Genomic DNA, 26,550 nt, shown 5'->3' with positions numbered 1-26,550 from the left:
GGTTATGGTCACCATCGATAATCGGCATGCGTGCAGCGATCGGCGCTGGGTTGACGATCCTCTCTGGCACGCGCTTGCGGCGATGCGGATCGAGCCCGAGGGCGCATCGCTGACCTTCACCAAGAGACTGGCCCGGGAAAATGGCTGGCCCCGGTCTTTTGCCGCTGCGGTCGTGACAGAATACCGCCGGTTCCTTTATCTCGCCGCGACTGGTGCCGCGACCGTCACGCCATCACAGCAGATCGATCAGGCCTGGCATCTCCATCTCGCCTATACCCGGCATTACTGGGGCGAATTGTGCGCGCAGATCATCGGACGACCGCTGCACCACGGGCCGACAGCAGGCGGCGGCGCTGAGGGGCGCAAGTTTCGCAACTGCTATGCCGAGACCCTGGCTCGTTATCGCGCCACCTTCGGCGAGGAGCCGCCGACAGAGATCTGGCCGCCGACCGAGCAGCGCTTTGCGGTGAACTATCAATGGGTCGACCGATCGGCCAACTTCGTGTTGCCGCGGCGGTCGGTTTCGGTTGTCGCGCTCGCGGGCGGAGCCACATTGCTGGCCGCGTGCACCGCGCTCGCGGCAGATACCGTTGACGCCGGGACTCCCTCGGGTTTCAAACGCCTGCTTGCAAATGTGCTCGGGTCGGATTTCGGCTTTGTCGCGTTCGTGGCGTTGCTGTTCGTGGTGCTGATCGTGGTCGCAACCATGATCAATCGCCTGCGCGGTGGCGCGAGCGATCGCGAGCACACTCTCGCGCGAAAGCGTAGCGTACGGCAGCAGCAGACGGACAGTTCCAGCGGTTCGGGAATCACGCTTGATAGCTGGTCGGGCGGCAACCCGGCATCCGGCGCAACAGCAGCGGGCGGCGCGGCGTATATCGCGGGCGGAGGCGATTTCGGGGGAAGCGGCGCGGATGGGGACTGGGAGACCAGCAACGACAGCAGCCGTGATTCAGGCGGGGACAGCGGATGCAGCAGCGGTTGCGGCGGAGGCTGCGGCGGCGACTGACCCGCTGCGTACCGAACGCTCGGGCTAATCGCTGACCATCGTAGAAGGCTTGCGCCCATCACCCTGGGTGATCACGACGATCAGATCCCCAGAGCGCAAACTGGTGCACTCTGCATCCCAGAAGCCATAGGGTTCTCCATCGCGGTAAACCCGCACGCCGACACCGTCGGATATATCCTTGAGCGCGATACCGACCTCCTCGGGGCGCACCATGCGTTCGATCAGCACCACCCGCCCGCTCGCCGAGGCGAGATCGGCCAGATAGCTGCTGATATGAGGGCCCTGACACGATCCGGCGAGCAGCAGCCCGGCAAAGCTCACCGGGTTGATCACCGTGTTGGCGCCAGCCTGCCGGGCCAGTAATTCGTTATCCGCCGCGCGCACCACGACGCTGATCGGCAAATCGGGCGCGAGATGGCGGATGGTCAGCACGATCAAGATCGATGTATCGTCGCGACCCGCCGACACAATCGCCGAGCAGGCACGGTCGATGTGCACATCCTTGAGCACTTCATCGCGGGTTGCGTCGGCATTGAGCACATTGCAGCCCAGAGATTCTGCGCGCGCCAACGAGTCCTCGTGCTGGTCAACCACCACGATGCACCCGGGATCGGTGCCACGAGCCACCAGTTCGCGCACCGCTTCAGTACCGCTGGTGCCAAAGCCGAGCACCACGATATGCCCTGTCAGGCGCTGCTGGATCCTGCTCATCTGAAATTTTTCCCATGTGCGCTTAAGGACGAAACTATACGCGGTGCCGACGAAGATGAAAATCACAGCAACGCGGACCGGAGTCACGACCAGCGATTCCATCAGCCGCGCCCGGTCCGACACCGGTGCAATATCGCCAAAACCGGTGGTAGTGACCGAGATCATCGTGAAATAGACGACGTCCAGAAAGCTGATATGGCCATCGACATGATCGACCAGCCCATCCCGGTCGAGCCAGTGGATCAGGATCACGAGCCCGATCAGTAAGAACGCGACGCTCAGCCGCAATCCAACATCTGCCCAGACCGGAAGCCGCGCCGCGCGTTTCAGCAGCGCCCTGGGTTTGATATCGGAATCGGCCATCGTTGTCCGGTCAGCTCTTGGGCAGATACAGCAGCGGATCGACCGGTTTGCGGTCCTTGCGCAGTTCGAAGTGCAGCTTGGGGGTTTCGGCATAGCCGCTCTGCCCGGCAGCGCCCAGCACCTGCCCGGCCTTGACCGCCTGGCCGCGGGTCACATCGATCCGCTCGGCATGGCCATAAGCGCTGACCCAGCCATCGCCATGGCTGACCAGGATCAGGCCGCCATAGATCGCAACCTCGCTGCCCGCATAGCTGACCACACCATCGGCCGCAGCACGGAACGGCGCGCCGCGCGTGGCGGTGATATCGATGCCGTTGCTGATCTGCCCCTTGCCAACCGGGCCATACCGCGTGAGCAGCGGCCCGGTCATCGGCCAGGTGAACCTTCCGACAAACGCGCTGGGAACCGAGACCGGCACGGCGGCAGATACCGGCGCGCGCGCAGGCCGGGCCGCCGGCACGCGGGTACCCTCCGCGATCGCAGGCTGGCTGCCGGTGACGACATCATCGATGTTGACCACCAGCGCACCGATGCGACTGGGTCTGGCAGTGGACGATGCGATCTGGTTGGTCGAGGACGGGCTCGCGCCGATCGCCTGCGCGCCCTGCGGCAGTTTGAGCCGTTGGCCAATGCGCAGGATATAGGGTTCATCGAGCGCGTTGAGCGCGACGATATCGCTCCACGCCACACCATAAGCGTGCGCGATGGCAATGCCGGTTTCGCCCTGCGACACCGCGTGATAGCGCCCGCCCGGGATGGTCAATTGCTGGCCGACGCGCAGGGTATAGGGCGGAGACAATGCATTGGCCACCGCGATCGCTTCGGAACCCGCGCCGGTGCGATTGCCGATGCCGCGCAGCGTATCACCTGATTGCACGATATATTGCGTGCCGATAACATCGGCTGCGCGCGCGCTGACGCTGCGGCTTTCCCACACCGGTGCATCGCTACCGACGATGTCAGGCTCGAAAGGTGCGCTCGCTTGGGTTCCAGCCTCGGTGATCTCGGGCTGCATGCCCTGCTGGGTCACTCCGCCCGGGATGCAGCCAGCCAGCATCACAATGCCAACACCTGCCAAAAAGGCCCCTGCGGACCGGACATCGCTGTGTTTTTCACCCCTCGCCATGGGCGTCATTCCTAGCACGGTCTGAACGCATTTCCACTGTTTCGCGGTCTCATGATCCAACCAGGGGTTCAATTCGTGTCAAATGCGCCCAAGGCCGAGCCCAGAGCAGTTATTGACTCATAATGCGTCAGGTCCAGATGCAACGGGGTCACCGCAACATAGCCGTCCCGAACCGCCTCAAGATCGGTGCTGTGCGCCGGGGTCTGCTCAACTGCGCCCAGCGCAAACCAGTGATAATCGAACCCACGCGGATCGGTGTTGGTGACGATCTTGAGCCTTCCGTAATCGCGAAAGCCCTGAGCAACGACGCGCACGCCGCGCACCTGATCTGCCGGCAACGCAGGAAAATTGATGTTGATCAGCGTGCGCTGCGGCATTGGCTGGTCAATGATCGGACGCAGCACCTTCTCGCCCCACGCTGCGGCGGCATCGAACGACACATCGAGCCCCGCGCCCTCGCGGGCATAGACCTGGCTGAGCGCAATAGACGGGATCCCCGCCAACGCACCCTCCATCGCGGCCGAGACCGTACCCGAATAGGTGACATCCTCGCCCAGATTGGCTCCCCGGTTGACCCCGGACAGGATCAGGTCGGGCGGCGTTTCCTGCATCAGCCGCGCCACCGCCATCATCACCGCATCGGTGGGGGTGCCGGTCACCGAATAATGCTTGGGGCCATGGGTGTGCACCCGTAGCGGCCGGGTAAGCGTGAGCGAATGCCCTGCACCCGATTGCTCCTCGGACGGCGCAACGATCCACACATCATCGGACAATGCGGCGGCAATCTTCACCAGCACTTCGAGCCCGGGCGCGTTCACGCCATCATCATTGGTTAGCAAGATACGCATGGCGGGAAGGCTCCTGTTCGATGTGAACCCGGTTCCTATCTAGGCGCGTACCAAACCGCCACCGACAACGCACCCAATTGCAACATATGCAAAAAAACTGGCGAAGCGCTCCGGTAGCGACTCGACGCGCCTTGCCCGACACGATAATGTTGATGGTGCAGCGCAACAAAAACACGGCATCCCGGCTGAGCAACCAGCCGGGTTTCCCGTCTAAAAAGCCGGGAAAAAGCCTCAAAGGGCGCATATTCGCAGAGGGAGACACTTACATGGATTCGCTGGTATCAACCGAATGGCTCGCCAACGAAATGGGCGCCTCTGATCTTCGCATCGTTGATGCGTCCAAGTTCCTGCCCGAAACCGGTCGCAGTGCGCTTGCCGAGTACGAAGCGGGCCACATTCCTGGCGCTGTCTTCATGGATCTGGCCGAGCTGGTGGACAGCAACGCGGCCATTGACAACACGCTGCCGCCTGCGGAAAAGTTTGCCAGCCGCATGCAGTCGCTGGGCCTCGGCGATGGCAGCCGCATCGTGCTGTATGATGACAGCCCGCTGAAATCCTCAGCCCGCGCGTGGTTCATGCTGACCATGTTCGGCGCGCATGCCGTTGCCATTCTCGATGGCGGCATCGCCAAGTGGAAGGCTGAAAGCCGTCCGATCAAGACCGGCAAGGAAACGCTGCGTCACCGTCATTTTACCGTCTGGGAAGACAAGAAGAACGTCCGCACCAAGGCCGACATGCTGAGCAACCTGCACAGCAAGGCCGAACAGGTCGTCGATGCCCGCCCGGCCGCGCGCTTCACCGGCGCCGAGGAAGATCCGCGCCCAGGCATCGCTGCGGGCCACATCCCTGGCGCGGTCAACCTTCCGCACAGCACCCTGTTCAACGCCGATGGCACCTGGAAGACCGGCGATGCGCTCAAGTCCGCTTTCGAAGCCGCCGGTGTCGATATCGAAAAGCCTGTCGTCACCACCTGTGGATCGGGAATGACCGCCAGCGTGCTCGCCTTCGGCGCGCACCTGCTCGGCAAGACCGATGTTGCGCTGTACGATGGCAGCTGGAGCGAATGGGGTGCCGACGCTGATACCCCCAAGGCTTTGGGTTGACACATAATCATCCTCTCCCTTTACGGGAGAGGATATCAAAGCCTTGGCAGCTCGCTGCCTAGGCGACGTTGGAGAGGGCCGCCCCCCTCTCCCACTGCGACTAGGCCCGCGCAAGCGGACCAAGTCTCGTTGCCCTCTCCCGCAAGGGGAGAGGGCGGAGGTATACCATGCCCAAGCCCACCGATCCGCAATCGCCCGCGACCCGGCTCGTCACCGGCGGCCGTCGCGCGGAATGGACGGGAACGGCGGCTCAGCCAGGCGCGGTGGTCAACCCGCCAGTGTGGCGCGCGAGCACGCACCTTTATCCGAATGCAGCTGCTCTCAAGTCCGGCCCGCAAACCAATGAAGACGGGCGCTTTTTCTACGGTCGCCGCGGATCGCCGACGCAATGGGCGCTCGCCGAGGCGCTGACCGCGCTGGAGCCGGGCGGCCACGGCACGATGCTGTACCCTTCGGGAGTCGCGGCGATCACCGGCGCGCTGCTGAGCGTGCTCTCGCCCGGCGATGTGCTGCTGATGACCGACAGCGCCTATGATCCCTCGCGCGGGTTTGCCGATGGCTTCCTCAAGCGCTTCGGGATCGAGACCCGCTATTATGATCCGACCGTCGGCGCGGGAATCGCCGACCTGATCTGCGATCGTACCCGTGCGATCCTGATGGAGAGCCCCGGCAGCCTGACCTTCGAGGTACAGGACGTCCCCGCGATCTGCCAAGCGGCACGCGCCGCCAGGCCGGATATCGTGCTGTTGATCGATAACACCTGGGCGACCGGCCATTTCATGCCCGCGCTGGCATTGGGTGCGGACATGAGCATCATCGCGTGCACCAAGTACATTGTCGGCCATTCCGATGTCATGCTCGGATCGGTCACCACCACCGAGCGCTTCTATCCCCGGCTGCGGCAGACCGCGCAGGCGCTGGGCACGGTCGTTTCGCCCGATGACGCCTGGCTGGCGCTGCGCGGGCTGCGCACGCTTGATGTGCGGCTGCGCCAGCATCAGGCATCGGCCTTGCAGATCGCGCACTGGCTGGCCGAGCAGCCTCAGGTCGCGCGCGTCCTGCATCCCGCCCTGCCATCGTGCCCCGGCCACGACCTTTGGCAGCGGGATTTCACCGGATCGACCGGGCTGTTCTCGTTCGTGCTCAAGGGCGGCAGCGATGCGGCCCGCGCGGCCTTGATCGATACGCTTTCGCTGTTCGGCATCGGCTATAGCTGGGGCGGGTTCGAAAGTCTGTGTATCCCGGTGGACCCCGCCCGGTGCCGCAGCGCAACATCCTGGCCACCCACCGGCGATGACAACGCGTTGGTCGTGCGGCTGCACATCGGGCTCGAAGACCCTGCCGACCTGATTGCCGACCTTGCCAAGGGGCTGGCAGCCTTTACCATGACGCCATGAACGAAGCGATCACGACGGCTTTTTTGCGCTGGGGCTGGATACGTCGCCCCGATGACCTGCAATACATCGAAGGCATTCTCGCCGGACTGATCGCCACCACCGCGCTAATCTTGGGCTGGGGGCTCAGCCGCCTGGTCTATCTGCGTCTTGCAGCGATCTGGGAACGGCGCGCTGGCTATGAAAGCCCGATCGCGCGCCGCCGCATTCGCGACATGGTCCGCCGTTTCACCACCGCCATGCTGATCGGCATGGCGCTGAACCTCTACGAATGGAGCCTTATCGCCTCGGTCATCTTTGGCCTGACGCTGGCGATTGCGCTCGCGCTGTTCGTCAACGATCTGGTGCGCGGGGTGCGAATGCCCGACTGGCTGGGCACGTTCCTCGGGCTGGCGACGTTGATCTCGATTCTCGCCAGCATGTTCGGCGGGCTCGACCCGATCACCATCGCGATGGACCGGGTGGGCTTCAACCTGGGCGAGAAGCGCTTCTCGCTGCTGTGGGTTGTGACGATCTCGGTGACGGTGCTGGTGCTCTACACCGCAGCGCGGGTGGTCAACCGCATCGCCGGGCACGTCATCGGCAGCAGCGACGGGCTGGATCCGACGCAGAAACTGCTGGGTCAGAAGATCGCGGGCGTCATCGTCATCGTCGTCGCGTTCTTCGTCGGCACCGATGCGCTTGGGATCGACCTCACCGCACTCAGCTTCTTTTCGGGTGCCTTTGGCCTGGCGGTTGGCTTTGGCCTCCAGAAGACGATCGGCAACCTGTTTGCCGGGATCATCTTGCTGCTCGACCGGTCGATCAAGCCCGGCGATGTCATTGCAGTGAAGGACAGTTTCGGCTGGGTGAACAAGATCGGCGTGCGTGCGGTTTCTGTCATCACCCGCGACGGCAAGGAGCATCTGATCCCGAACGAGGATTTGATGACAACGGCGGTGGAAAACTGGTCGTATTCCGACCGCAACGTCCGGATGCGGATTCCGATCGGCGTCGCCTATACCAGCGACATGCAGCAGGTTGAAGCGCTGCTGCACAAGGCCGTGGCCGAGGCGCCCCGGGTTCTCAAGGACCCCGCTCCGCGCATCTGGATGACCGACTTTGGCGACAATTCGGTCAACTGGGAAATCCGCGCCTGGATCTCGGATCCCGAAGGCGGCATGGGCAACATCCGCGGAGACGTGCTGATGCGGGTGTGGATTCTTTTCAAGGAACACGGCGTGGAAATCCCATTCCCGCAGCGCGATATCTACATCAAGGAAATGCCCAGGATGGGTGGAGCCGACTTTCCCGATCCTGACTAGCCGTTCTCCGGTGAGAACAGACCGACGACCGAAAAACTTGTTCGTCACCCCCGCGCACGCGGGGGTCCCGCTTTTGCGCTTAGGGCGAGGAGAAAGCGGGATTCCCGCCTGCGCGGGAATGACGAAGGGGTTTGAGAATGTTAGCTGAGCCTAGCGGAAATCAACGCCCGCCGTTGGCCACGATATCCACTTCCGTCCCGCCATTGGCCATTGGCTTCAAGAACAGCACAAACGCCTGTTCGCCCTTGGTGCCGCCCAGCACATGGTCGGCACCGCGCAACTGGTATTCGGCGGAATAACCGCCACGCCGGGCCTTGGTGTAGTAGAAATCGACAACGTTCTTGAGCGCGGCGGGCGTTGTGAAGTTGACCACGCGGATGTTGCACTGGCCCTTGTCGACGCCTGCGGCCTCTTTCACATTGGCACGCGGGTAGACCGCGAAATCGGCGGGCATCCGGTTGGCCCAGCCCATCGCATAATCAAGCTTGCCATCGCACACGCCGGTTTGCTGCGCGGCCTTGGCCCCGAGCGTGCTGCCCTGGTTGCAGTCCTTGCACTCTTCGGCGGCAACCTTTTTGGGCTGGGGCGCCTTCATCAGGCCGCGCGGGCCGATCGCGGCGGCGGCTGCCTTTTCCACGGCGGCAAGCTGGCCCTTGGGGACGCCTGCGGACGGAACCGATCCATCGCTGCCTTCGGCGAGCACAGCGTTGCGGTTCGATTTGTCGACCAGATTGGGATCGACCAGGATCTGATCTTCCAGCGCGCCCTTCATCGCCGGGTCGGCAGCGTCGGCGAGCAGGGCTGCATCCTCATCCTGTGCGGCGCTATCGTCGGTCTTCTGGCAGGCGGCGAGCACCAGAGTAGCTGCGCCCAGTGCCAGCAGATTGCGCGACATCGCGAACGAACGGTGTGCCATGGCGGAGATCCTCATCATCTAACGGATGCCTGTCGGTCTAGGACAAGGCTCTTAGCATTCTGTTAGCCATGCCTGCGGTTGCGCAAGGCTGTCCCGGCAAAAGAGGGTTAACTCTGCCGGTTTCAGGTGCCGTTCTGTCCTATTTCGGGAATTGCTGGCAAGCCGTTTCAGTATCGGACAAATTTCTTGCGGTTTTCCTGCCATTCACTCTTCGTCTGGCCATAACAATCCACCGGAAACTCGTGATACGGTTCGGGCAGCCGTGTCGGACCCTGATTGCGCGATCCCAGTCGCTCGGCCAGCGCGATCGAGGCGCTGTTCTCCGGATCGATGGTGTGGATGACATTGTCCCAGCCGAGCAGATCGAACGCATAATCGATCGTCGCGACAGCCGCTTCGAGCGCATAGCCCTTGCCAGCATGGCTGCTGAGCACGCCCCAGCCCACCTCGGTACCGGGCCAGCCCTCGGGCTGCCATGGACCGATCCGCCCGATCCATTCGCCGGTATCGCGTGTGATCAGCGAGAACATCGCAAAGCCGTGAATATGCCACGCGCCTGCCATCGAACATAGGCCGCGCCAGGCAACCGCGCGCGGCTGCACCCCGCCCAGATAGCGCATCGTCTCTTCGTCGGCGGAGAACTTGGCCCACGCCTCGAAATCCTCGGGCCCCGGCGGACGCAGGATCAGCCGCTGGGTCACCAATATCGGTCCGTTGATCATGCCGCGTCCTCCCACCTGTTTTTCAGCAGCCGGGGATAGGCAGCGCGGCGCGCATTGGCAAGTCGTGCCCCCAAAACGCAAAACCCCTCCCCGCTTTACGGCGGAGAGGGGTCTCCCCATTCACCTCGCTCTCTCGATGGAAAAGAGGGCGGGCGAAAAGGTGTTAGCGGCAACTGTAGCCGTTGTTGCCGCCGCGATCGATCGTCCGGCCGAGCAGCGCGCCGCCAATCCCGCCAATGATCGCGCCGACGGTGCGGTCACCGCGTCCTGCGATCTCGTTGCCGGCCAGAGCGCCTACCGCGCCGCCGATCAGCAGACCGGTGGTGCCATTGTCACGGCGACAGTAGGTGCGGCCATCATTGCCGCGCCAGGACTGGCCATTCCAGCCGCGCACCGCGCGACGGTCGTAACGGTCGTCAAAGCGGTCATTGAAGCGACCACCGCGATCATTGTAGCCGTTGTTGCCATAGCCGCGACGCTGGAAGTCATTGTCGTAACCGCGACGATACTGGTGCGCGGATGGCGCTTCGTGGGTCAGGCCATAAGCAGCTGCAGCGCTGGGGGCTGCAGCATGGGTCATCGGAGCGGCCATAGCGGGCGCTGCGGAAAGGGTCACTGCACCGGCGGCGGCAGCAGCAATAAGAAACTTCTTCATAATCTGTCTCCCTAGAGACCGGGACAGCGCCGATTCGCCATCCGTTGTGTTCATGTTTAAGGGAGACTGGCTGAACAATTTCTGGAAAGATCGTTCATGTTATAGCATGGTTTCTTGAACGAGATTGCATGCCAGCCAGATTTGATTGCACTTCCAGTTTCGTCACCCCCGCGCACGCGGGGGTCCCGCTATTGCGGTTACGGCAGCGAAAAAGCAGCATTCCCGCGTTCGCGGGAATGACGGGGCGGCGGAGAACGGAAGCTCCCCTGTCCGCCGCCGCCCACCGCTTACTTCTGCGGGCAGATCAGGAACTTCTCGCCCGTGGTCTTGGCATTGTACCGCGCGACGACATCGGCCTGCAGCGCCTGTTCGAGCGAGAGCTCGTCGGTGTAGTGGCTGGCAAAGGTCGTCTTCAGTTCAGCCGCCACCCGCGCGCGAAGCCGCGTCGCGACATCTCCGCCGGCCTTGGCGAGGAAGTTGGGCAGCAGCCAGCCGCCGACGCCCCAGGCCATGCCATAGCCGCGGTTGAGCGTCGTCGCCGAGGTGTCGAGCCCGCCATACAGATAGACCTGCTTGTGCTTGACCGAACCATAGATGCTGTAGGCGCCGGGCGTGCGCGCTGCGGCTGCTTCCATCGCGCTCAGGATCGTCGAGGCGAGGTTGCCGCCGCCGGTGGCATCGAACGCCAAGGTCGCGCCGGTGGCGTGGATCGCATTGGTGAGGTCCGCCATGAAGCTGTCGCTGCTCGAATCGACGACGTACTGCGCGCCCATGCCGCGCAGCAATTCGGCCTGTTCGGGCTTTCGCACGATGTTGACCAGCTCGACACCATCGGCCTGGCAGATGCGGTTGAGCATCTGGCCAAGGTTCGAGGCAGCAGCGGTGTGAACCAGCGCGGTGTGGCCTTCCATCCGCATCGTTTCGACCATCGACAGCGCGGTCAGCGGGTTGACGAAGCACGATGCGCCATCGCGCGCGGTGTGGCCGTCCTGCAGCGGCAGACACATCATCGCAGGCGCCATACGGTACTGCGCATACATGCCGCCCCCCATCACTGCGACGACCCTGCCCATCAGGCTCTGCGCATATTCGCCCGATCCGGCGGCGACGACCGTGCCTGCACCTTCGTTGCCGACCGGCAAAGGCTGACCGATGCGTGCCTTCATCACGCCCATCCCCTGCGGCGAAACCGGCGCGGTCAGCTTGGTGTGGGCGCCGCTGCCCGATGTCGTGGCGCCACCCATGCTGGCCCAGCCGAACATCACGCCCTGGTCGGACGGGTTGATCGGTGTCGCCTCGACGCGGATCACGACCTCGTCGGGACCGGGCGTCGGCATGGGCTTTTCGACCAGCTCCATGGTCAGCTGGCCTTCGGCGCTGACAGTGGAGATCATCTGCAGATAGCTTTGGGGAAGGGTCATGGAAGAAGCCTCTCTCGATTGTGTTTGTTGTGTGATGCTCCCCTGTGCCAAGCCTTGCACCAATATGCCACCCATCCAGCGCAGAAAGTCGCTTGCCCTTGTCCCAGCTCATCCTGTTCAACAAACCCTATGGCGTCATCTGCCAGTTCAGCAGGGATGGCGACCGAACGACCCTGGCGGACTTTATCGACGTTCCAGGCGTGTATCCTGCCGGGCGGCTGGACCATGACAGCGAAGGGCTGGTGCTGCTCACCGCCGATGGCCGGTTGCAGGCGCGCATCGCCGATCCGAAATTCAAGATGGCCAAAACCTATCTGGTGCAGGTCGAAGGGACGATCACCGATGAGGCGCTCGCGGCGCTGCGCAAAGGCGTGCAGTTGAAAGATGGGATGACCCGCCCCGCCGAGGCCGAGCGCATCGCCGACCCCGATCTTTGGCCGCGCGATCCGCCGGTGCGTTTCCGCAAGACCGTGACCGATGGCTGGATCAACCTGACGATCCGCGAGGGCCGCAATCGGCAGGTGCGCCGGATGACCGCTGCGGTCGGCTTCCCGACCTTGCGGCTGGTACGTCAGGCGGTCGGGCCATGGTCGTTGCAGGGCATCGAACCGGGCACCTGGCGCGCGGTGGATGCGGCCTGATCAGCCTTCGTCATCCTCATAGTCTGCGTCGTCCTCGTCGTCGTCACTGACAAATGCGACGCTGCCCATATTGCACAAAGACTGCAGCAAATCGCATGCAGCATCGGTGGCGGCTTCGATCCTGACGGTGTCGTTGGCACAAATCGTCTCGCCCAGCGCCGAGGTCTCCGCGCTGCACTCGAACGTCTCGCCATCGACGAACAGCACCAGCGCTTCCCCGCCCTCGCGCACGAAGGCAAAGCGGCTCGCGGGGTTGCGCTGAAGCTCCATCCCCTGTTCGATCGCCTCGCGGATCTCGGCAAGTCTCAGCGGCTCTTCGGGACGCCAGTCGACATCGGGATATTTGCGGGTGCTGCTGTACGCGCCGAACCATCGCGCGAAGCGCTGTTCATCACCCAGCGCCTCGATCATCATCTGGCGCAGCTGCGCCAAGGCCTCCGCGCCGATCTCGCCGGGGTTGGCCTGCAGCGCGAGGCCCGGGTCGGCAAAGCGGTCGTCGTCGCTCATGTCCTCGAGCAGATGGTCGCTCCAGTCGCCGATCAGCTCGGCACGCGACGGTGCGCGAAAGCCGATCGACAGCGTCATGCAATCATCGCCAAGCGCGATGCCGTTGTGCGACACGCCCGGCGGGACATAGAGCATGTCGCCGGGCTCCAGCACCCACTCCTGCGTCGGCGAAAAGTCGCGCAGCAGCTTGAGATCGCCATGCGGCAGCAGTGGGCTCGTTTCGCCGCAGTGCGAACCGATCTGCCAGCGCCTGCGCCCCTGCCCCTGGATCAGGAACACGTCATACTGGTCGAAATGCGGCCCCACCCCGCCGCCATCGCTGGCAAAGCTGACCATCACGTCATCGACCCGCCAGTTGGGCACGAAGCGGAATTGCGCCAGCAGCGCTGCAACCTGCGGCATATGGTGATCGACCGCCTGCACCAGCAGCGTCCAAGGGGTTTTTCCAAGCGTGGCAAAGCGGTCTTCCGCCAGCGGCCCATGCTCGACCGTCCAGTCGGCATCAGCGGTCTGCTCGATCAGGCGCGCTTCGACCTGCGGTTCGCAGGCCAACCCCGCAAGTTCATCGGCCTCGACCGGGCACGCCCAGTCATCCCACGGATTGCGGATCAGCAGCGGTGCACGCTGCCAGTGGGTGGCAAGGAAATCGGCGGGATTGAAATGGGCAAGCTTCATCGGCTTCCCCTTTCAGCCCATCGTTCGCGCGTCCAGCGATTTTCGGTTGCTCATTCCGGCTTCAAGCGCCCAGCGTATTCAAACTTGCCTTTGCTGGCGATCCAGACATCGCGATTGGCAAGGCCGACGGTGATAGGAAATGGCGTCATTCGGCTGAGGAAGCCGTGTATTTCAGTGGGATGGCCGTCAAGGGGATGGCTTAGGATCGCCAAGCCCAGCCCTTCCATTGACGTCTTCATCACCCGACACCCCTCCGAAAATTTCCGATGCGATAGCAACCTGTTCTCGGAATCGAATTCGAACCGGTAATGTCCTCCCATAGGGATCCGGCCATTTTCAATCTGCGGCGTCATTACGTAGACGACAACTTGATCATTCTGGTTCGGGGGGAAAACAACCATGTTCGGCGCAGCGGTCGCACACAGCGGCAGCGCATTGTCTTTCACATAAGCCAGCGCTGCCTCACGAGCAGCTACCATGCGCACACCCGTTGCATCCAACGGAACCCCGGATTCGGCAGGCAAGGCACGCACCGAACGACCACCTGCGACTCTATAGGACCGGAAAGCGACCAGGAGGCCATCCTTATCCGCATAGAAGACAACCCGCAGCCTGCCGCCAGACTCGGGCAAAACAATGTATCCCCGCACCGATGCGGGCACCGATGAAGCCACGTCCGTCATGAACTTGTCGGTGCCGTGCCACGCAGCCTGATCATAGGCAAAAAGCATAGCGCCTGTTCGCTCGGCAGCGCGCGTAGCTTCGACGTCCTTCTTGTCGGCCTTGGCCTGTGCACCACTTGCCCCGCCGACCAGCAGCGCCACCGCAAATGCCGTCTTCACAATTGAGCTGAGCATCGCAAGCATCTCCTAACCCAACAGGTCGTGCTTCTTCAAACAGTGGCGCAATTGGTCGTAGCTCAGGCCGAGCGCCTTGGCGGTCTGGCGCTGGTTGTAGCGGTGGCGAGCGAGCGCGGCCTGGAGGATGCGTTTTTCGTGTGCATCGACCGCGGAGCGAAGATCGTCGACATCGTCGAAATTGACCGTCTGGCCGACCGCGGCGCGCACCTGCGAATCCTCGAGCGCGGCATCGATCACCTCGTCGCACGGCGAGGCACCGGCGCTCGCCTTGCGCTTGCTCGGTTGCGGCTTCCACGGCGATTCGAACGGATCGAACACGATGTGATCGACCGGCCGCTCAGGGTCGTCCCAGCGATAGACCGCGCGTTCGACAACGTTGCGCAGTTCGCGGACATTGCCAGGCCAGCTGTGCCGTTTCATCGCGTCGGTCGCCATCGCACCGAAACCGGGCCAATCGGACCAGTCGAGCTCGGCTGCCATCCGCCGCCCGAAGAAGTCGGCCAGCACCATCACGTCGCCCTCGCGGACCCGCAACGGCGGCAGGGTCACCACCTCGAACGACAGCCGGTCGAGAAGATCAGCACGGAAGCGGCCCTGATCGACCAGTTCGGGGAGATGCTCGTTGGTCGCCGCGACAATGCGGACATCGACCTTGATCGCGCGCGAGGAACCAATGCGGGTGATCTCGCCATATTCGACCGCGCGCAGTAGCCGCTCCTGCGCAGCCGAGCTCAAGGTCGCGAGTTCGTCGAGGAACAAGGTGCCGCCATCGGCCTCCTCGAACCGGCCCTGCCGCGCGCGGGTCGCGCCGGTGAAGGCGCCTGCCTCGTGCCCGAACAGTTCGGCCTCGATCAATGTCTCGGGAAGCGCTGCGCAGTTCAAGGTGATCAGCGGCCCGTCCCAGCGCGAGGACAGGCGGTGGAGGCGCTCGGCGATCAGTTCCTTGCCGGTCCCGCGCTCGCCGATGACCAGCACCGGACGGTTGAGCATGGCCGCGCGGCTGGCGCGTTCGACCGCGTCCAGAAACGCCCCTGATTCCCCGATGAACTGGCTGCCCCTCTGCATGGCCCAAGAGATAGTGCAAAATCCCAACTCATGGCAATCCAAACCAACTGCGCGCAGATCAATTTTGTGAAAAACATCGGAATATTCGAGGTTTTTTCAAATTGGCACGCCCCCTGCAAAGCTTCTGGCAACACCGACACACAGCGGTACAAGGGAGAAAGCAAGTGCGTTACGCGAACCAATCCAACGATCAGACGACACAGGAAGACAGCGTCTTCAAGTCCACCCTGGTCACCACGGTCGCTGCGCTGATGCTCGTCACCACGCTGTTCGTCACCGCTTTCGCCAGCATCGAGGCAGCCGCCTCGCCCGCCCGCAACGGGTCGGATGCCGGCAACATGGTTTCCGTCCGGTATCTTGCCTGACGGATCTGGCCGGGACGCTTACCCCCCCTTGCCCCGTCCCGGCCAGCCTCTTTCAACACACACGCAAAAGGGGGTAAGGTAGATCAGGATCCGGTCTGCCCGACCTTAACGAACGGAGTTTTCGCCATGGGAATTTTCTCTCGAACCCGCGACATCATTGCCGCAAATGTTACCGAGCTGCTCGACAAGGCCGAAGACCCGGCGAAGATGATCCGCATGATCATCCTCGAGATGGAAGAAACCCTGGTCGAAGTCCGCGCCTCTGCCGCACGCACCATTGCCGACCAGAAGGAAATGAAGCGGCATGTGAACAAGCTCGAGCAGCTGCAGGCCGACTGGACCGACAAGGCCGAACTGGCGCTGTCGAAGGACCGCGAAGACCTTGCCCGCGCCGCCTTGCTCGAAAAGAAGAAAGCCGCCGATATGGCCGACCAGCTCAATGTAGAAATCAATGTGCTCGATGACGCGCTGCGCGCTTCTGAGCAGGACATCGCCAAGCTGCAGGCCAAGTTGCGCGAAGCGCGGATGCGCCAGAACAACATCATGAGCAGGCTGGAAAGCGCCGAAAACCGCGTCAAGTTGCGTACGATGTACAATGGCGACAAGGTCCGCGAGGCGTTCAGCCGCTTCGACCTGCTCGAGCGCCGCGTCGACATGGCCGAGGGCCGCGCCGATGCGCTGGGCATGGCCGAGGATGAACGCGGCGAGCGCAAGGCGCTGGGCCAGCGCAGCCTCGACGACGAATTCGCCGCTCTGGCAGGATCGGACAAGGTCGACGAGGAACTCGAGGCGATGAAACGCGCCATGAAGAAGGAGGGCTGACGCGATGGAAGACATCGTAGTCCCGCTGGTAGCCATCCCCGCATTCCTGATCGGCCTGCCTTGGATCGTTTTTCACTACATCACCAAGTGGAAGACTATGGCCACACTGACGACCTCCGACGAGCACCTGTTGGAAGAGCTGCACGCCATGGCCCGTCGCCTCGACGATCGCATGGAAACCGTCGAGCGGATCATTTCCGCCGACAACCCCGACTGGCGCCCGGCGCGACTAACCAGCTCGGATGACCAGGACGACTATGGCCTGGAACAGGTTGAGCGCCTGATGAAGGAAAGGGCAAGAAAATGAGCCGGCTGGACAAATATGGATACAACGCACCTGCACCGCGCAAGACCAAGTTCTACCGCGACAAGCAGAATGGCAAGTTCATGGGCGTGTGCGCCGGTGTCGCCGACTACACCGGGATCGACGTTGTCTGGATCCGGGTGGCCGCGATCCTGCTGACGCTGATGACCGGCTGGGCCTTCATGGGCTATCTCGCAATGGGCTTCCTGGCCGAAAAGAAGCCGGCGCACCTCTACACCGACGATCAGGACCAGAAGTTCTGGCAGGGCGTGCGCCAGTCACCAACCCGCACCGCCCGCGACGTTAAGGCGCGGTTCCGCGAGATCGATCGCCGCCTGGCTGATGTCGAGCTGTTCTACACCGCAAAGAACACGCGGCTGGCCGACGAGATCGAAAGCCTGCGCTGATCGCAACGACGCTACACAAGGTTTCAGGAGAGTATCATGAGCTGGGGTGGACCAGGGTTTATTATCGCGATTGTCATGCTGTCGATGGGCGCCTGGGTGTTCACCACCTGGATCCGCGCCAAGCATGGCTATCCGCTCGAAGATCAGTGGACCGGCAAAGTCATTGAACGAAGCGATCCAGACGCTGATCGAAAACTGTCGCTGCTTACATCCGAAAACGAGCAATTGACGGGAAAGATCGGGCGGCTGGAAGAACGGATCGCAGTGCTGGAGCGCATCGCGACCGACGCCAACAGTTCGAGCAGTCGGCTGTCTGATGAGATTGAGCGGCTGAGAGTACAGAAGGACCGCGCATAATGGACAAACTTGCCATCATCGAAGCAATTGCTCCGGCACTGGCACTGCCGTTCATAGCAATCACTGTCGGTTGGGTTCTCACGACCTGGATGCGGATCAGAAACGGCTATCCGCTGGAAAACAGCTGGGGCAAGCCGGTCTATCCCAAGACCGATCAGGAATCGATCGAGCGGATCAAGCTGATCACCCAGGAAAACGCGCAGCTACGCGCCGAACTGGGATCGATCAAGGACCGGCTGGGCAATGTCGAGCGCATCGTTACCGATGACGCGCACCGGCTGACCCACGAGATCGAGGCGCTGCGCGACAAGCCGGCAAACTGAAACACTAGCTCCTGGGGTAAATGGCATGTTCGACTTCGGCTTTATCTACGCTCTCATCCCCATTGCACCGTTCGCGGTGGGCGGTCTGGCGATCTGGACGACCCACAAGCGCAAGACGCTGCAGCTGGAACTGGACATCGCAAAAGCCCGCGCGATGGAACGCCCGCCGGTGAACGACCGCCTGGAAGAACGAGTCCGCACGCTGGAGCGCATCATCACCGATGGCCGCAGCCGCGACGACCTTTCGCAGCAGATCGAGGATCTGCGCACCAAACAACTGAGCTGAAGGACAGACACCATGTTCGATAATCCGTTTTCAATGGTCGTGGCGATTGTGTTCATGGTCATGGCCGCAACCGTGCTCAAGGCCCGGTACAAGGCCCAGCACGGCATCCTGGAGGACGAGGATGGCAACGAGCGGCTGGCCAGGCCTGCCGACACCGCCGAAGCCGCCCGTCTGCGCGAGGATGTCCGCGCGCTCAAGGAGCGGGTGCAGGTGCTCGAGCGCGTGATCACCGATCAGCGCCAGACCAATGACCTCAGCCTTGAAATCGAGAAACTGCGCGACCGCTGAGGCGGCGCGCGAACCATCAACCGGGCGGCGGGGGCCGTAAAGGGTACGATCATGGAAAGCGCCTATTTCTATCTGACGATGGCAACCGCTGCGCTGCTCGGCATTGCCTTGCTGTCTTCCACCGCGTTGCGCGGCTGGCGCGACTGGCTGGCGTTCAAGCGCCACGAAATGGAAACGCACAGCCACTCGATCAACGACGGCGGATCGCCCTCGACCCATTCGCGGATCGAGATCGCCGATCTCAAGGAACGCATCCGCAAGCTGGAAGCCATCGCCGCCGGGGTTGAGCTTTAAGCGATATTGAAGCGCGCGGCGGGGTGACTTTGCCCCGCCGCAACCCTATCTGCCCTGCATGACAACTCCCACGCCAAAGCTGGCCGATCTGGCCGAAGAATATGAATTCCTCGACGCTGATGACCGTTACCGGCTGATCATCGATCTGGGCCGCACGCTCGACCCGATGCCCGATGCGCTCAAGACCGACGCGACCTTGGTCCGCGGCTGCTCCGCCTCGGTCTGGGTCTACCCCACCACGCAGGACGACGCCCGCCTCCACTTCCTCGCCGACAGCAACGCCGCCATCACCAAGGGCATCATCGCTCTGGTGTTGCTCAGCGTACAGGACAAGGCACCGGCGGAGGTCGCGAACGCGGATATCGAGGGCGCGCTCGCCCCGTTCGATCTCAAGAACCAGCTCTCCTCCAACCGCACCCAGGGCATCCCGAACATGATCGCACTTATCAGGGAGACGGCGGGGCGGTATACGGGATAGGAATTCACGCAAACTGCTGCATTGGCCTTTTTGCGGTGAACAAATGGCTGCTTCCAGGCGATAAAGCATGGTGGCGGAACGGCTTAAACTGGGTGGATTCCCGTCATTGCGCTAACCGGAACGATGCGCGAAACTTACCTATGGCGCATCCAACTACAGCCTCGATGGTCTCTGCAATCAATGCATACTTGGCGTTTTTGAAAGAGGAGCCGGAGAGCGAAATCCAGCGGCTTGCTAATCTGTGTGAGGCGCTCGACTGCCTTGTGGTAGAATATCATCCTGTGCCTGATATAGAACCAGATACGGTAGTCGCTTCACCATCGGTTCCTTACGAACCACTGGCTGCGCGCGCGTCAGCTTCATTCCCGGAACTCGGACTCTATGCAGTCGTCGATCCCATTCAAGGGATGGATCAGGAAGTGATGCTGGGCGATGCAATTGACGATCTTGCCGACATCGCCCTAGATTTATCTAGCGTCCTACTGCTTGTCGAGAATGGCGCAGTGAACGGTGCCATGTGGGAGTTTCGCTTCGGCTATCAGACCCACTGGGGCGCGCACCTTCATCAGTTACGGGGCTACCTCCATTCCGTTATGTACTGATCAGAGCTAACGTCCGCTATGGGTCGAAAGCTGACATTAAGCTACTCCGTATAGCCGAGGTCAATTCCGTGTTCAGCACACCATTCGCCGAAGTCTGACTGCCCGCTTTGCCGAAACGCGAGCCAAGACGATGCAATTTTGCGAAGGCGACTCACCTCGGCCAGTCTTTTCACCCGCCGGACAGGATCGGTGACTCTGTCGGCCACAGCCTTGGCTTCCCGTAGTTCAGCAAGGTCTGCCTCGGGATCGCCGAGGTAGCCCCATGGGATTTCATGTTGATTGTATTCAGCGTCGGAAGTCAGCCAATCGAAAAGAGCCAACCTAGCTTCATCATGCGCGAGATCTAAAGCCACGGCCCGCCGGAGGTGGAAGGGCCTGTGCGCGAAGATGCTGTCAGAAGGAGAAACAGCTATCATTGCTGTGAGGAAATGAGCCTCTGCGGATGACGGCTCTAGCTTTACCCACTCCCACAGGGTTGGGCTGACCAGCTCAGTCAGGAGCGGCTGCGGTAGAAGTAGAGGGTCATTGATCGCCTCCCAGCGTCGATCCACGAGCCAGCGCGTCAACCCAAGGCGCTTATCGAATGGCCATCCAGCTGCCTCGGCGAGGAACGCAGTCAACGCGGTGAGCGCGTCTGCTCGGAGGCCCTTACCTCGGTTCTCGAAGTATGAGGCCAAGGGTCGCCATTCTTCCTGTGCCGACGCCTCTCTGGCGATCCCGGTAAGCTGGTCGAGATCATTGGGGGAGGGCATGAGCACTTATCGCGACGCAACCGAATGTCTGCAATGGGGTCGCTTGCAGATCGGCAGCTTTTTTCTTCTTTCGCGGCAGTCCGGACACTTCCCCCTCAGCCTGAGCCTGTCGAAGGCCTCGCGCCAAGGGTTGCCAACACGCGCTACCGTTTTCCGGCGAAAGCCGGAACTCAGCGCGACCGCAGTGCAACCCGACCCATGGACTCCGGCTTTCGCCGGAGCGCGGCATGCGCACGCCGCTGCGTTAACGGGCGGTCGTCAACAACGGGCCTGCAACAGGTTCAGGCTGACGTCGCAGTGCGCTGATGCCGTTGAATCGGAACAACCCTCGTTCGCCGGAGAACGGCACGCACACGCCGCGGCGATTGATCATCGCAGCCGGCCTTTCCCACCGTCGCTCGGCTGTTCCCGGACAAGCTGCAATTCAGATTCTTCATCCGTGCCGCCCTGCCGATAGGTTTCGGCACGGGTTATCCGATCTGGACCGGCGAAGACAAAGGCCAATTGGACCAGATGGGATTCCTGCGCTGTATCGAGGTCGGTTGCATCGCGGAGGCTGAACCGGAGAGGATCCCCCTTGACCGGCAAGGCCGCTATCAGCCGCGGCTGATTGCCCTGCGGACAGTAATGCGTCGCCAGCAGGTCCGGCCCATCGCGGTGGTAAACCGTCATCGAATGCGGCTGATCGCCCCGCAACCACTCCTCGACCAGCACTGTTCCGCCCGCCGTCAATGAAAACCGGATCCGCAAGGGCGATTGCGGCTTGTCAACCTGCCGCCAGACGCCGACCAGTTGCTTCAAATCGGCAAAGCTCGTCGCGGCGTGATCGGGTGCAGCGTCTTGCGTGGCGATTGCAGGCCCGGCTCCTAATGCCAGCGCCAGTAAAGCGGCGATGATGTTGATGCTTTTCACGTTGCCCTCCCAAAATGCTGTCGCGCCATTCTTCCCTGGTACGCGTGTAGATCGGCAGGTTCGAGAGTTTTGACAAAAGCAGCCGGTGAATAAACGCTGCGCGGCAAACCGCCGCCATTTCTACGGAAGGGGGTGAACCATCGGCCGGTCCGTGTATTGATGGTTCCTATGAAAAACTTGGCATCGATCTGGTTCGGCATTCCCCTGTGGCAACGCATTCTGGGCGCGCTCGCGCTGGGTGCGCTGACCGGCTGGCTGATCGGCCCTGCCGCTGCGCAGCTGCAATGGATCGGCGATCTGTTCATCCGGCTGATCCGGATGCTGATCGTGCCATTGGTGTTCGTAACCCTGGTTTCGGGCGTGGCGTCGATGGCGGCGCCGGCCAAATTGGGCTCGATCGGACTCAGAGCGATGGCCCTCTATATGGCGACGACATTCGTCGCGATCCTGTTCGGGCTGGCGGGCGCGCTGATCCTTCAGCCCGGGCGCGGCGTGACGCTCGAGGCTGCGGCTGATTCCGAACCGCTGGCCGCGCCGGTGCCGCTGGGCGAGCGCCTGATGGCGATCGTGCCCGAGAATGTCTTTGCGGCGTTTGCCTCGGGCGACATCCTCGCGATCATCTTCTTCGGCGTGTTGCTCGGCGCGGGGCTGCTGATGGCGGGCGAAACGGCCAAACCGCTCATCCGCCTGTTCGCTGCCGGATCCGAAGCCATGCTCAAGGTCACGCATATCGTGATGGAGGTCGCACCGATTGGCGTGTTTGCGCTGGTCGCGTCGGTGATGGGGAGCGAGGGCGTCTCGGCGTTCGTTTCGGTTTTTTCGCTGGTGCTGGTGATCTATCTGGGCGGCGCTGCGCACATGATCGTGGTCCATGGCGGGATGGTCCGGTTTTTCGCGAGCCGCTCGCCTTTGACCTTTTTTGCTGCCGCACGCGCGCCGCAGTTGCTGGCATTTTCGACCAGCTCGAGCGCAGCGACCCTGCCCGTGACACTCACCGCCGCCGAGGAGGACCTGCATATCCGCCCGGCGGTCGCATCCTCGGTGATTCCGCTGGGCGCAACGATCAACATGGATGGTACCGCGCTGTATGTCGCGGCGGTTGCGGTGTTTGCCGCGCAGATTTTTGGCGTGCCGCTCACCATCGGTGACTATGCCACGATCGCGCTGACCACGGTGCTGGTCTCGATCGGTACGGCATCGGTTCCCTCGGCATCGTTGTTCCTGATGGCCGCGGTGCTCGATGTCATCGGCATCACCCCCGATCAGACCGCGCTCGTCATCGGCTTCCTGCTGCCGTTCGATCGCATTCTCGACATGTGGCGTACGGTGATCAACGTCACCGGCGACCTTGCGGTGGCGACCAGCGTCGCGGCGATGGAGGGCGAACTGGGCGAGCCCGGTGAGGCCACCGAGGCCGCCAAGGCGCAGCAGGTGTGATTCCATAGGCCAGCAGTGCCGCCGGGTTTGACGCGCACCCTTTGCCACACCATATAGCGGCCCATGACCTCACCTGTCGAAGCCCTCCTCGTCCATTTCACCCTGCCCGCCCGCGATGCGCGCGGCCGCTTCGTACGGCTCGACAGCGTGCTGCGCGAAATCCTTGCCGCGCATGATTACCCCACCTGCATCAAATTGGTGCTGGCCGAGGCGATTACGCTGGCGGCATTGATCGGATCGCTGATGAAGCAGGATGGCGGCCAGGTCACCATCCAGGCGCAGACCGAAGGCGGCATCGTCGAATTGCTGGTGGTCGATTATCGCGGCGGCGAGCTGCGCGGGCATGTGCGCTTCGATGCCGAGCGGCTTGCCCGGCTGGGCGCCAACCCCTCGCTGTTCGCGCTGTTCGGCAAGGGTTACCTCGCGATGACCTTCGACCAGAGCTTTGGCAAGGGCCGCTATCAGGGCATCGTTCCGCTCGACGGTGATTCGCTGTCGCAGGCGTGCGAGAGCTATTTCACCCAGTCCGAACAGGTGCCCACGATGATCCGCATCGCGATCGAAAGCGATGCGACGGGATGCCGCAGCGCGGGCTATCTGGTCCAGCACCTGCCCGAGGGCGAGGAAGGCCGCGAGCGGCTGCACGTCCGGCTCGACCATCCCGAGTGGGAGCATGTCTCGATCCTCTCGAGTACGCTGACACATTCGGAACTGCTCGACCCCACGGTCGACGGGCGCGACCTGCTGTGGCGGCTGTTCCATGAAGAAGACGAGGTTCGCGCCGAGGACGGCGTGCCGCTGGTCAAGGGGTGCCGCTGCAATCTCGACCATATCCGCGATGTGATCGGTCGCTTTCCGCCCGAGGAACAGGCCGAGATGGTCGGTGATACCGGAACGATCGTGGTCGATTGCGCCTTCTGCTCGCGCGCGTTCCATATCGATCCGCCCGCCACCGCCTAGGCGGTCGAAAGCGGATTTGTCCAATATCGGGCCGCAAACCCGCCATAATTACAGGGTGATTTGGCCATGATTCGCCTGTAAGGCGAAACCATTGCCTGGGGCAAGAAACCTGTATCGGGTCGCAAACTCATGACTGTTCCTGCCGTGCCGAACGGTGGGAGCCAACGATAAGGTTACGCCTGATGACGATCTTTCATCCCCGTTTGAAATGGTTTGCCGTGCCCGCGCTGGCGATCGGCCTCGCGTCGGTCTCTGTCCCCGCGCAGGGCCCCGAACTTGCGATGCTGGGCAAGGTGCAACCGGGCCTGTGGAACCTGAAGGAACGCGGCAGCAGCGATGTCGCCGACAAATTGTGCATCCGTGACCCGCGCAAGCTGCTCCAGCTGGGTCACAAGGACGCCCAGTGCAACCGCTTCGTCGTTTCGGACGAGCCCAACGAAGTCACGGTATCGTATCGCTGCACCGGCGGCGGATCGGGCCGCACCACGATCAAATATGAAGGCCGCGGGCTGATTCAGATCGATTCACAGGGAATAGCCCAGAACTCCCCCTTCGCCTTTGCGATGGAGGGCCGCTACGCCGGCGCCTGCGGCAACTGACCCGGCCTGCGCTCTGGCGGGTGCACGGTTTCTTAACCACAGCGTATATATGGTTTCCAGGTGCCGGACTCGGTACGCTTTCCTCCATTCAGGTCTAACGACCTCACTGGGCCGCCGGACCTGTCCGCGCGGCCCGATTTTTTTGGCCGTATTTTTTGATTTGCGGGCTGCGTGCCAGAGCCATATGCGAAGACGCATGACCCAGCCCCAAAAAACTGCCGTTGTCCTGCTTTCTGGCGGGCTCGATTCCATGGTCTCCGCCGCGCGCGCGATCGAGCAGGGTTTTGCGGTTGCCGCGCTGACGATCGATTACAACCAGCGCCACCGGGTCGAGATCGAAGCAGCACGCCAGATCGCTGCACATATCGGTGCGGTGCGGCACATCGTGCTGCCGCTCGACCTGCGCCAGTTCGGCGGATCGGCGCTGACCGATGATATCGACGTGCCCAAGACCGGGGTCAGCGACGACATTCCGGTGACCTATGTGCCCGCGCGCAACCTCATCTTCCTGTCGCTGACACTGGGATGGGCCGAGGCCTTGGGCGCGCGCGATATCTTCATTGGGGTCAACGCGCTCGATTATTCGGGCTATCCCGATTGCCGCCCCGAATTCATCCAGGGGTTCGAGCGTCTGGCAGACCTCGCCACCAAGGCGGGTGACCAGGGCGAACCGTTTACCATCCACGCGCCGCTGCAATTCCTGGGCAAGGCCGAGATTGCTGCTGAGGCTGCGCGGCTGGGGCTCGATCCGGGAATGAGCTGGTCATGCTATGACCCCACGCCCGAAGGCAAGGCTTGCGGCCTGTGCGACAGTTGCCGCCTGCGCAAGGCGGGCTTTGCCGATGCCGGGCTGGTCGATCCGACAGTGTACGCGGCCTAGTTCTGCCGTTTTCCGGCGAACGCCAGAGAACGATCACTCCGCGATCGAACCCTCGACGGCGGGTTCTGCAGGCTCGGGCGTCGCTGTCTCCGCTTGTGGCGCATCGCTCGATAGCGCGCGCTCGGGCGCATCAGCGGCAGGATCGCCAGGTGCTCCGGCCACCGGGGGCTGATCGGCAGGATCGGCAAGCGGCGCGTCATTGGGCAGCAGTTGCAGATCAGGCAGCTCGTCGCTGATCGTCCCTTCAGGCGCGCTTCCCTGCGCAACAGCGGCGCCGTCAGCCGCCTTCTTCTCGCAGCCGCTCAGCGCCAGGGCTGCCGCTGCCAGCGATGCCCCCAGAATGATTGGCCTGAATGTCATCATCATATCTCCTGCGTCGGCGATCCTTGGCACGTCCCGCCCAGCGCCGCAAGAAAGCGCGGGGCCGTGCTTGCAAGCGCCGCGTCCAGATCCGCCATCGTCGCCGCAATACCCAGATCGGCCAGGCTCGTCACCGGATACTCGGCGATCCCGCACGGAACGATGCCACCGAAGTGCATGAGGTCCGGGTTCACGTTGACCGCAAAGCCGTGCATCGTCACCCATCTGCGCACCCGAACGCCAATCGCGCCGATCTTGGCTTCCTGCCCGTTCAGGGTGTCGGTCCAGATGCCGATCCGCCCTTCGGCGCGGCGCGCGGATACTCCAAGGTCGCCCAACGCGGCGATCACCCAGCCTTCCAGCGCATGGACGAAGCAGCGCACGTCCCTGCCCCGCTGGCGCAGATCGAGCAGGACATAGCCCACCCGCTGACCAGGACCGTGATAGGTATAGCGCCCGCCGCGCCCGGTATCATAGACCGGGAACTGCTGGCTCAGTAGCTCGGCAGGGTCGGCGCTGGTGCCCGCAGTATACAACGGCGGATGTTCGACCAGCCAGAGCAGTTCGCTCGCTTCACCCGCCTCGATCTGGCGGTTGCGGTCTTCCATCGCGGCCAAAGCTTGCGGATAGGGCAGCAGGCCGGGTTCGATCCGCCATTCGGGCGCTACCCCTTGCTCTGCCCCGTGCCCTGCCCCGTGCCCTGCCCCGTGCCCTGCCTGTGCCATCTTCCCGGTTGCTGCCATCGCGTGTCGCCTTCTGCCGGGCCAGCGACACGGCAAATGCCTTGCGCGCCGACCCTGTGCC

Annotated in this window: 34 protein-coding genes; 20 read left to right on the top strand and 14 right to left on the bottom strand. The window is 62.8% G+C overall.

Going from position 1 to position 26,550, the window contains the following annotated elements; translation table 11 throughout:
* The first annotated feature begins 4 nt into the window (after positions 1-4).
* Positions 5-1,009 carry a glycine-rich domain-containing protein gene (locus tag IEW00_RS06570; protein ID WP_188513569.1) on the top strand — a complete coding sequence of 335 codons (1,005 nt, stop codon included), beginning with the start codon at positions 5-7 and terminating at the stop codon, positions 1,007-1,009.
* A 24-nt stretch (positions 1,010-1,033) separates the two neighbouring features.
* Here the strand turns inward: IEW00_RS06570 and IEW00_RS06565 are convergent, their stop codons facing one another.
* From IEW00_RS06565 to surE, 3 genes are all read right to left on the bottom strand, one after another.
* Complete coding sequence (locus tag IEW00_RS06565) at positions 1,034-2,083, bottom strand: potassium channel family protein (protein ID WP_188513568.1); 1,050 nt, start codon at positions 2,081-2,083, stop codon at positions 1,034-1,036.
* Positions 2,084-2,093: 10 nt separating this feature from the next.
* Entirely contained in the window at positions 2,094-3,140 is a 1,047-nt protein-coding gene (locus tag IEW00_RS06560) for a peptidoglycan DD-metalloendopeptidase family protein (RefSeq protein WP_373282610.1), read from the bottom strand.
* 137 nt (positions 3,141-3,277) lie between these two features.
* Positions 3,278-4,057 carry a 5'/3'-nucleotidase SurE gene (gene surE, locus IEW00_RS06555; RefSeq protein WP_188513567.1) on the bottom strand — a complete coding sequence of 260 codons (780 nt, stop codon included), beginning with the start codon at positions 4,055-4,057 and terminating at the stop codon, positions 3,278-3,280.
* 266 nt (positions 4,058-4,323) lie between these two features.
* Between surE and sseA the strand changes: the two genes are divergently transcribed.
* The 3 genes from sseA to IEW00_RS06540 all read left to right on the top strand — a co-directional run bounded on the left by sseA (position 4,324) and on the right by IEW00_RS06540 (position 7,858).
* Positions 4,324-5,160: a 3-mercaptopyruvate sulfurtransferase gene (gene sseA / locus IEW00_RS06550; RefSeq protein ID WP_188513566.1), complete on the top strand. Its 837-nt coding sequence runs from the start codon at positions 4,324-4,326 to the stop codon at positions 5,158-5,160.
* Positions 5,161-5,327: 167 nt separating this feature from the next.
* Entirely contained in the window at positions 5,328-6,557 is a 1,230-nt protein-coding gene (metC, locus tag IEW00_RS06545; RefSeq protein ID WP_188513565.1) for a cystathionine beta-lyase, read from the top strand.
* Positions 6,554-7,858, top strand: coding sequence for a mechanosensitive ion channel family protein (locus IEW00_RS06540; protein WP_188513564.1), 1,305 nt, complete (start codon positions 6,554-6,556; stop codon positions 7,856-7,858). The genes metC and IEW00_RS06540 overlap by 4 nt, the downstream gene beginning before the upstream one ends.
* A gap of 160 nt (positions 7,859-8,018) precedes the next feature.
* Here the strand turns inward: IEW00_RS06540 and IEW00_RS06535 are convergent, their stop codons facing one another.
* The 4 genes from IEW00_RS06535 to IEW00_RS06520 form a co-directional block, all read right to left on the bottom strand.
* Positions 8,019-8,774, bottom strand: coding sequence for a hypothetical protein (locus IEW00_RS06535; RefSeq protein WP_188513563.1), 756 nt, complete (start codon positions 8,772-8,774; stop codon positions 8,019-8,021).
* Positions 8,775-8,941: 167 nt separating this feature from the next.
* Positions 8,942-9,496: a GNAT family N-acetyltransferase gene (locus tag IEW00_RS06530; RefSeq protein ID WP_188513562.1), complete on the bottom strand. Its 555-nt coding sequence runs from the start codon at positions 9,494-9,496 to the stop codon at positions 8,942-8,944.
* 163 nt (positions 9,497-9,659) lie between these two features.
* On the bottom strand, positions 9,660-10,151 hold the full coding sequence (locus tag IEW00_RS06525; protein WP_188513561.1) for a glycine zipper 2TM domain-containing protein: 492 nt from the start codon (positions 10,149-10,151) through the stop codon (positions 9,660-9,662).
* 287 nt (positions 10,152-10,438) lie between these two features.
* The gene (locus IEW00_RS06520; protein ID WP_188513560.1) at positions 10,439-11,572 is read right to left on the bottom strand and encodes a zinc-binding dehydrogenase; all 1,134 of its coding nucleotides are present in this window, start codon (positions 11,570-11,572) and stop codon (positions 10,439-10,441) included.
* A 98-nt stretch (positions 11,573-11,670) separates the two neighbouring features.
* Here IEW00_RS06520 and IEW00_RS06515 point away from each other — a divergent pair, with 98 nt between their 5' ends.
* A complete protein-coding gene (locus tag IEW00_RS06515) occupies positions 11,671-12,213 on the top strand; it encodes a pseudouridine synthase (protein WP_188513874.1) in 543 nt (180 codons plus the stop codon).
* Here IEW00_RS06515 and IEW00_RS06510 read toward each other — a convergent pair whose 3' ends face one another.
* Genes IEW00_RS06510 through pspF form a run of 3 tightly spaced genes read right to left on the bottom strand, consistent with a single transcriptional unit; the run spans position 12,214 to position 15,320 of the window.
* The gene (locus IEW00_RS06510) at positions 12,214-13,395 is read right to left on the bottom strand and encodes a ribosomal protein uL16 3-hydroxylase (protein WP_188513559.1); all 1,182 of its coding nucleotides are present in this window, start codon (positions 13,393-13,395) and stop codon (positions 12,214-12,216) included.
* Positions 13,396-13,445: 50 nt separating this feature from the next.
* Positions 13,446-14,252 carry a hypothetical protein gene (locus IEW00_RS06505; protein WP_188513558.1) on the bottom strand — a complete coding sequence of 269 codons (807 nt, stop codon included), beginning with the start codon at positions 14,250-14,252 and terminating at the stop codon, positions 13,446-13,448.
* Positions 14,253-14,264: 12 nt separating this feature from the next.
* Positions 14,265-15,320, bottom strand: coding sequence for a phage shock protein operon transcriptional activator (pspF, locus tag IEW00_RS06500; RefSeq protein WP_188513557.1), 1,056 nt, complete (start codon positions 15,318-15,320; stop codon positions 14,265-14,267).
* Between the two features lie 164 nt (positions 15,321-15,484).
* Between pspF and IEW00_RS06495 the strand changes: the two genes are divergently transcribed.
* The 11 genes from IEW00_RS06495 to IEW00_RS06445 all read left to right on the top strand — a co-directional run bounded on the left by IEW00_RS06495 (position 15,485) and on the right by IEW00_RS06445 (position 19,846).
* Positions 15,485-15,685 (top strand): hypothetical protein, encoded by a 201-nt coding sequence (locus IEW00_RS06495; RefSeq protein WP_188513556.1) that lies wholly within the window; start codon positions 15,485-15,487, stop codon positions 15,683-15,685.
* A gap of 126 nt (positions 15,686-15,811) precedes the next feature.
* Complete coding sequence (pspA, locus tag IEW00_RS06490; protein WP_188513555.1) at positions 15,812-16,507, top strand: phage shock protein PspA; 696 nt, start codon at positions 15,812-15,814, stop codon at positions 16,505-16,507.
* A gap of 4 nt (positions 16,508-16,511) precedes the next feature.
* Positions 16,512-16,814 carry an envelope stress response membrane protein PspB gene (gene pspB / locus IEW00_RS06485; RefSeq protein ID WP_188513554.1) on the top strand — a complete coding sequence of 101 codons (303 nt, stop codon included), beginning with the start codon at positions 16,512-16,514 and terminating at the stop codon, positions 16,812-16,814.
* Positions 16,811-17,218: an envelope stress response membrane protein PspC gene (gene pspC, locus IEW00_RS06480; RefSeq protein ID WP_188513553.1), complete on the top strand. Its 408-nt coding sequence runs from the start codon at positions 16,811-16,813 to the stop codon at positions 17,216-17,218. Before pspB ends, pspC begins: the two co-directional genes overlap by 4 nt.
* A 36-nt stretch (positions 17,219-17,254) precedes the next feature.
* The gene (locus IEW00_RS06475; protein ID WP_188513552.1) at positions 17,255-17,575 is read left to right on the top strand and encodes a hypothetical protein; all 321 of its coding nucleotides are present in this window, start codon (positions 17,255-17,257) and stop codon (positions 17,573-17,575) included.
* Positions 17,575-17,898 (top strand): hypothetical protein, encoded by a 324-nt coding sequence (locus IEW00_RS06470; RefSeq protein WP_188513551.1) that lies wholly within the window; start codon positions 17,575-17,577, stop codon positions 17,896-17,898. Before IEW00_RS06475 ends, IEW00_RS06470 begins: the two co-directional genes overlap by 1 nt.
* Positions 17,899-17,923: 25 nt before the next feature.
* Positions 17,924-18,184: a hypothetical protein gene (locus tag IEW00_RS06465; protein WP_188513550.1), complete on the top strand. Its 261-nt coding sequence runs from the start codon at positions 17,924-17,926 to the stop codon at positions 18,182-18,184.
* Positions 18,185-18,196: 12 nt separating this feature from the next.
* On the top strand, positions 18,197-18,472 hold the full coding sequence (locus IEW00_RS06460) for a hypothetical protein (RefSeq protein WP_188513549.1): 276 nt from the start codon (positions 18,197-18,199) through the stop codon (positions 18,470-18,472).
* 51 nt (positions 18,473-18,523) lie between these two features.
* Positions 18,524-18,766 carry a hypothetical protein gene (locus IEW00_RS06455; RefSeq protein ID WP_188513548.1) on the top strand — a complete coding sequence of 81 codons (243 nt, stop codon included), beginning with the start codon at positions 18,524-18,526 and terminating at the stop codon, positions 18,764-18,766.
* Positions 18,767-18,824: 58 nt separating this feature from the next.
* The gene (locus IEW00_RS06450; RefSeq protein WP_188513547.1) at positions 18,825-19,244 is read left to right on the top strand and encodes a SufE family protein; all 420 of its coding nucleotides are present in this window, start codon (positions 18,825-18,827) and stop codon (positions 19,242-19,244) included.
* A gap of 140 nt (positions 19,245-19,384) precedes the next feature.
* Positions 19,385-19,846 (top strand): DUF5063 domain-containing protein, encoded by a 462-nt coding sequence (locus tag IEW00_RS06445; protein WP_188513546.1) that lies wholly within the window; start codon positions 19,385-19,387, stop codon positions 19,844-19,846.
* A gap of 41 nt (positions 19,847-19,887) precedes the next feature.
* Here IEW00_RS06445 and IEW00_RS06440 read toward each other — a convergent pair whose 3' ends face one another.
* Both IEW00_RS06440 and IEW00_RS06435 read right to left on the bottom strand, forming a co-directional pair.
* Positions 19,888-20,598, bottom strand: a complete 711-nt coding sequence (locus IEW00_RS06440) for a hypothetical protein (protein ID WP_229736859.1) — start codon at positions 20,596-20,598, stop codon at positions 19,888-19,890.
* Between the two features lie 369 nt (positions 20,599-20,967).
* Complete coding sequence (locus IEW00_RS06435) at positions 20,968-21,510, bottom strand: hypothetical protein (RefSeq protein ID WP_229736858.1); 543 nt, start codon at positions 21,508-21,510, stop codon at positions 20,968-20,970.
* Positions 21,511-21,678: 168 nt separating this feature from the next.
* On the opposite strand from IEW00_RS06435, the gene IEW00_RS06430 reads away from it, so the two are divergent.
* The 4 genes from IEW00_RS06430 (at position 21,679) to queC (ending at position 25,386) form a co-directional block, all read left to right on the top strand.
* Positions 21,679-22,947 (top strand): dicarboxylate/amino acid:cation symporter, encoded by a 1,269-nt coding sequence (locus IEW00_RS06430; protein ID WP_188513543.1) that lies wholly within the window; start codon positions 21,679-21,681, stop codon positions 22,945-22,947.
* Between the two features lie 63 nt (positions 22,948-23,010).
* Positions 23,011-23,907 (top strand): Hsp33 family molecular chaperone HslO, encoded by an 897-nt coding sequence (hslO, locus tag IEW00_RS06425; RefSeq protein ID WP_188513542.1) that lies wholly within the window; start codon positions 23,011-23,013, stop codon positions 23,905-23,907.
* Positions 23,908-24,089: 182 nt separating this feature from the next.
* Complete coding sequence (locus IEW00_RS06420; protein ID WP_188513541.1) at positions 24,090-24,506, top strand: DUF3617 domain-containing protein; 417 nt, start codon at positions 24,090-24,092, stop codon at positions 24,504-24,506.
* A 160-nt stretch (positions 24,507-24,666) separates the two neighbouring features.
* The gene (queC, locus tag IEW00_RS06415; RefSeq protein ID WP_373282609.1) at positions 24,667-25,386 is read left to right on the top strand and encodes a 7-cyano-7-deazaguanine synthase QueC; all 720 of its coding nucleotides are present in this window, start codon (positions 24,667-24,669) and stop codon (positions 25,384-25,386) included.
* Positions 25,387-25,419: 33 nt separating this feature from the next.
* Here the strand turns inward: queC and IEW00_RS06410 are convergent, their stop codons facing one another.
* Positions 25,420-25,752, bottom strand: coding sequence for a hypothetical protein (locus IEW00_RS06410; protein WP_229736857.1), 333 nt, complete (start codon positions 25,750-25,752; stop codon positions 25,420-25,422).
* The gene (gene lipB / locus IEW00_RS06405; protein ID WP_373282592.1) at positions 25,749-26,489 is read right to left on the bottom strand and encodes a lipoyl(octanoyl) transferase LipB; all 741 of its coding nucleotides are present in this window, start codon (positions 26,487-26,489) and stop codon (positions 25,749-25,751) included. The genes IEW00_RS06410 and lipB overlap by 4 nt, the downstream gene beginning before the upstream one ends.
* Positions 26,490-26,550 lie beyond the last annotated feature (61 nt).

It is taken from the genome of Blastomonas aquatica (assembly GCF_014639875.1).
In the GTDB taxonomy this organism is placed as follows: domain Bacteria; phylum Pseudomonadota; class Alphaproteobacteria; order Sphingomonadales; family Sphingomonadaceae; genus Blastomonas; species Blastomonas aquatica.
The sequence above is the reverse complement of the archived record's forward strand: the minus strand, read 5'-3'. Positions and strand labels throughout refer to the sequence as shown.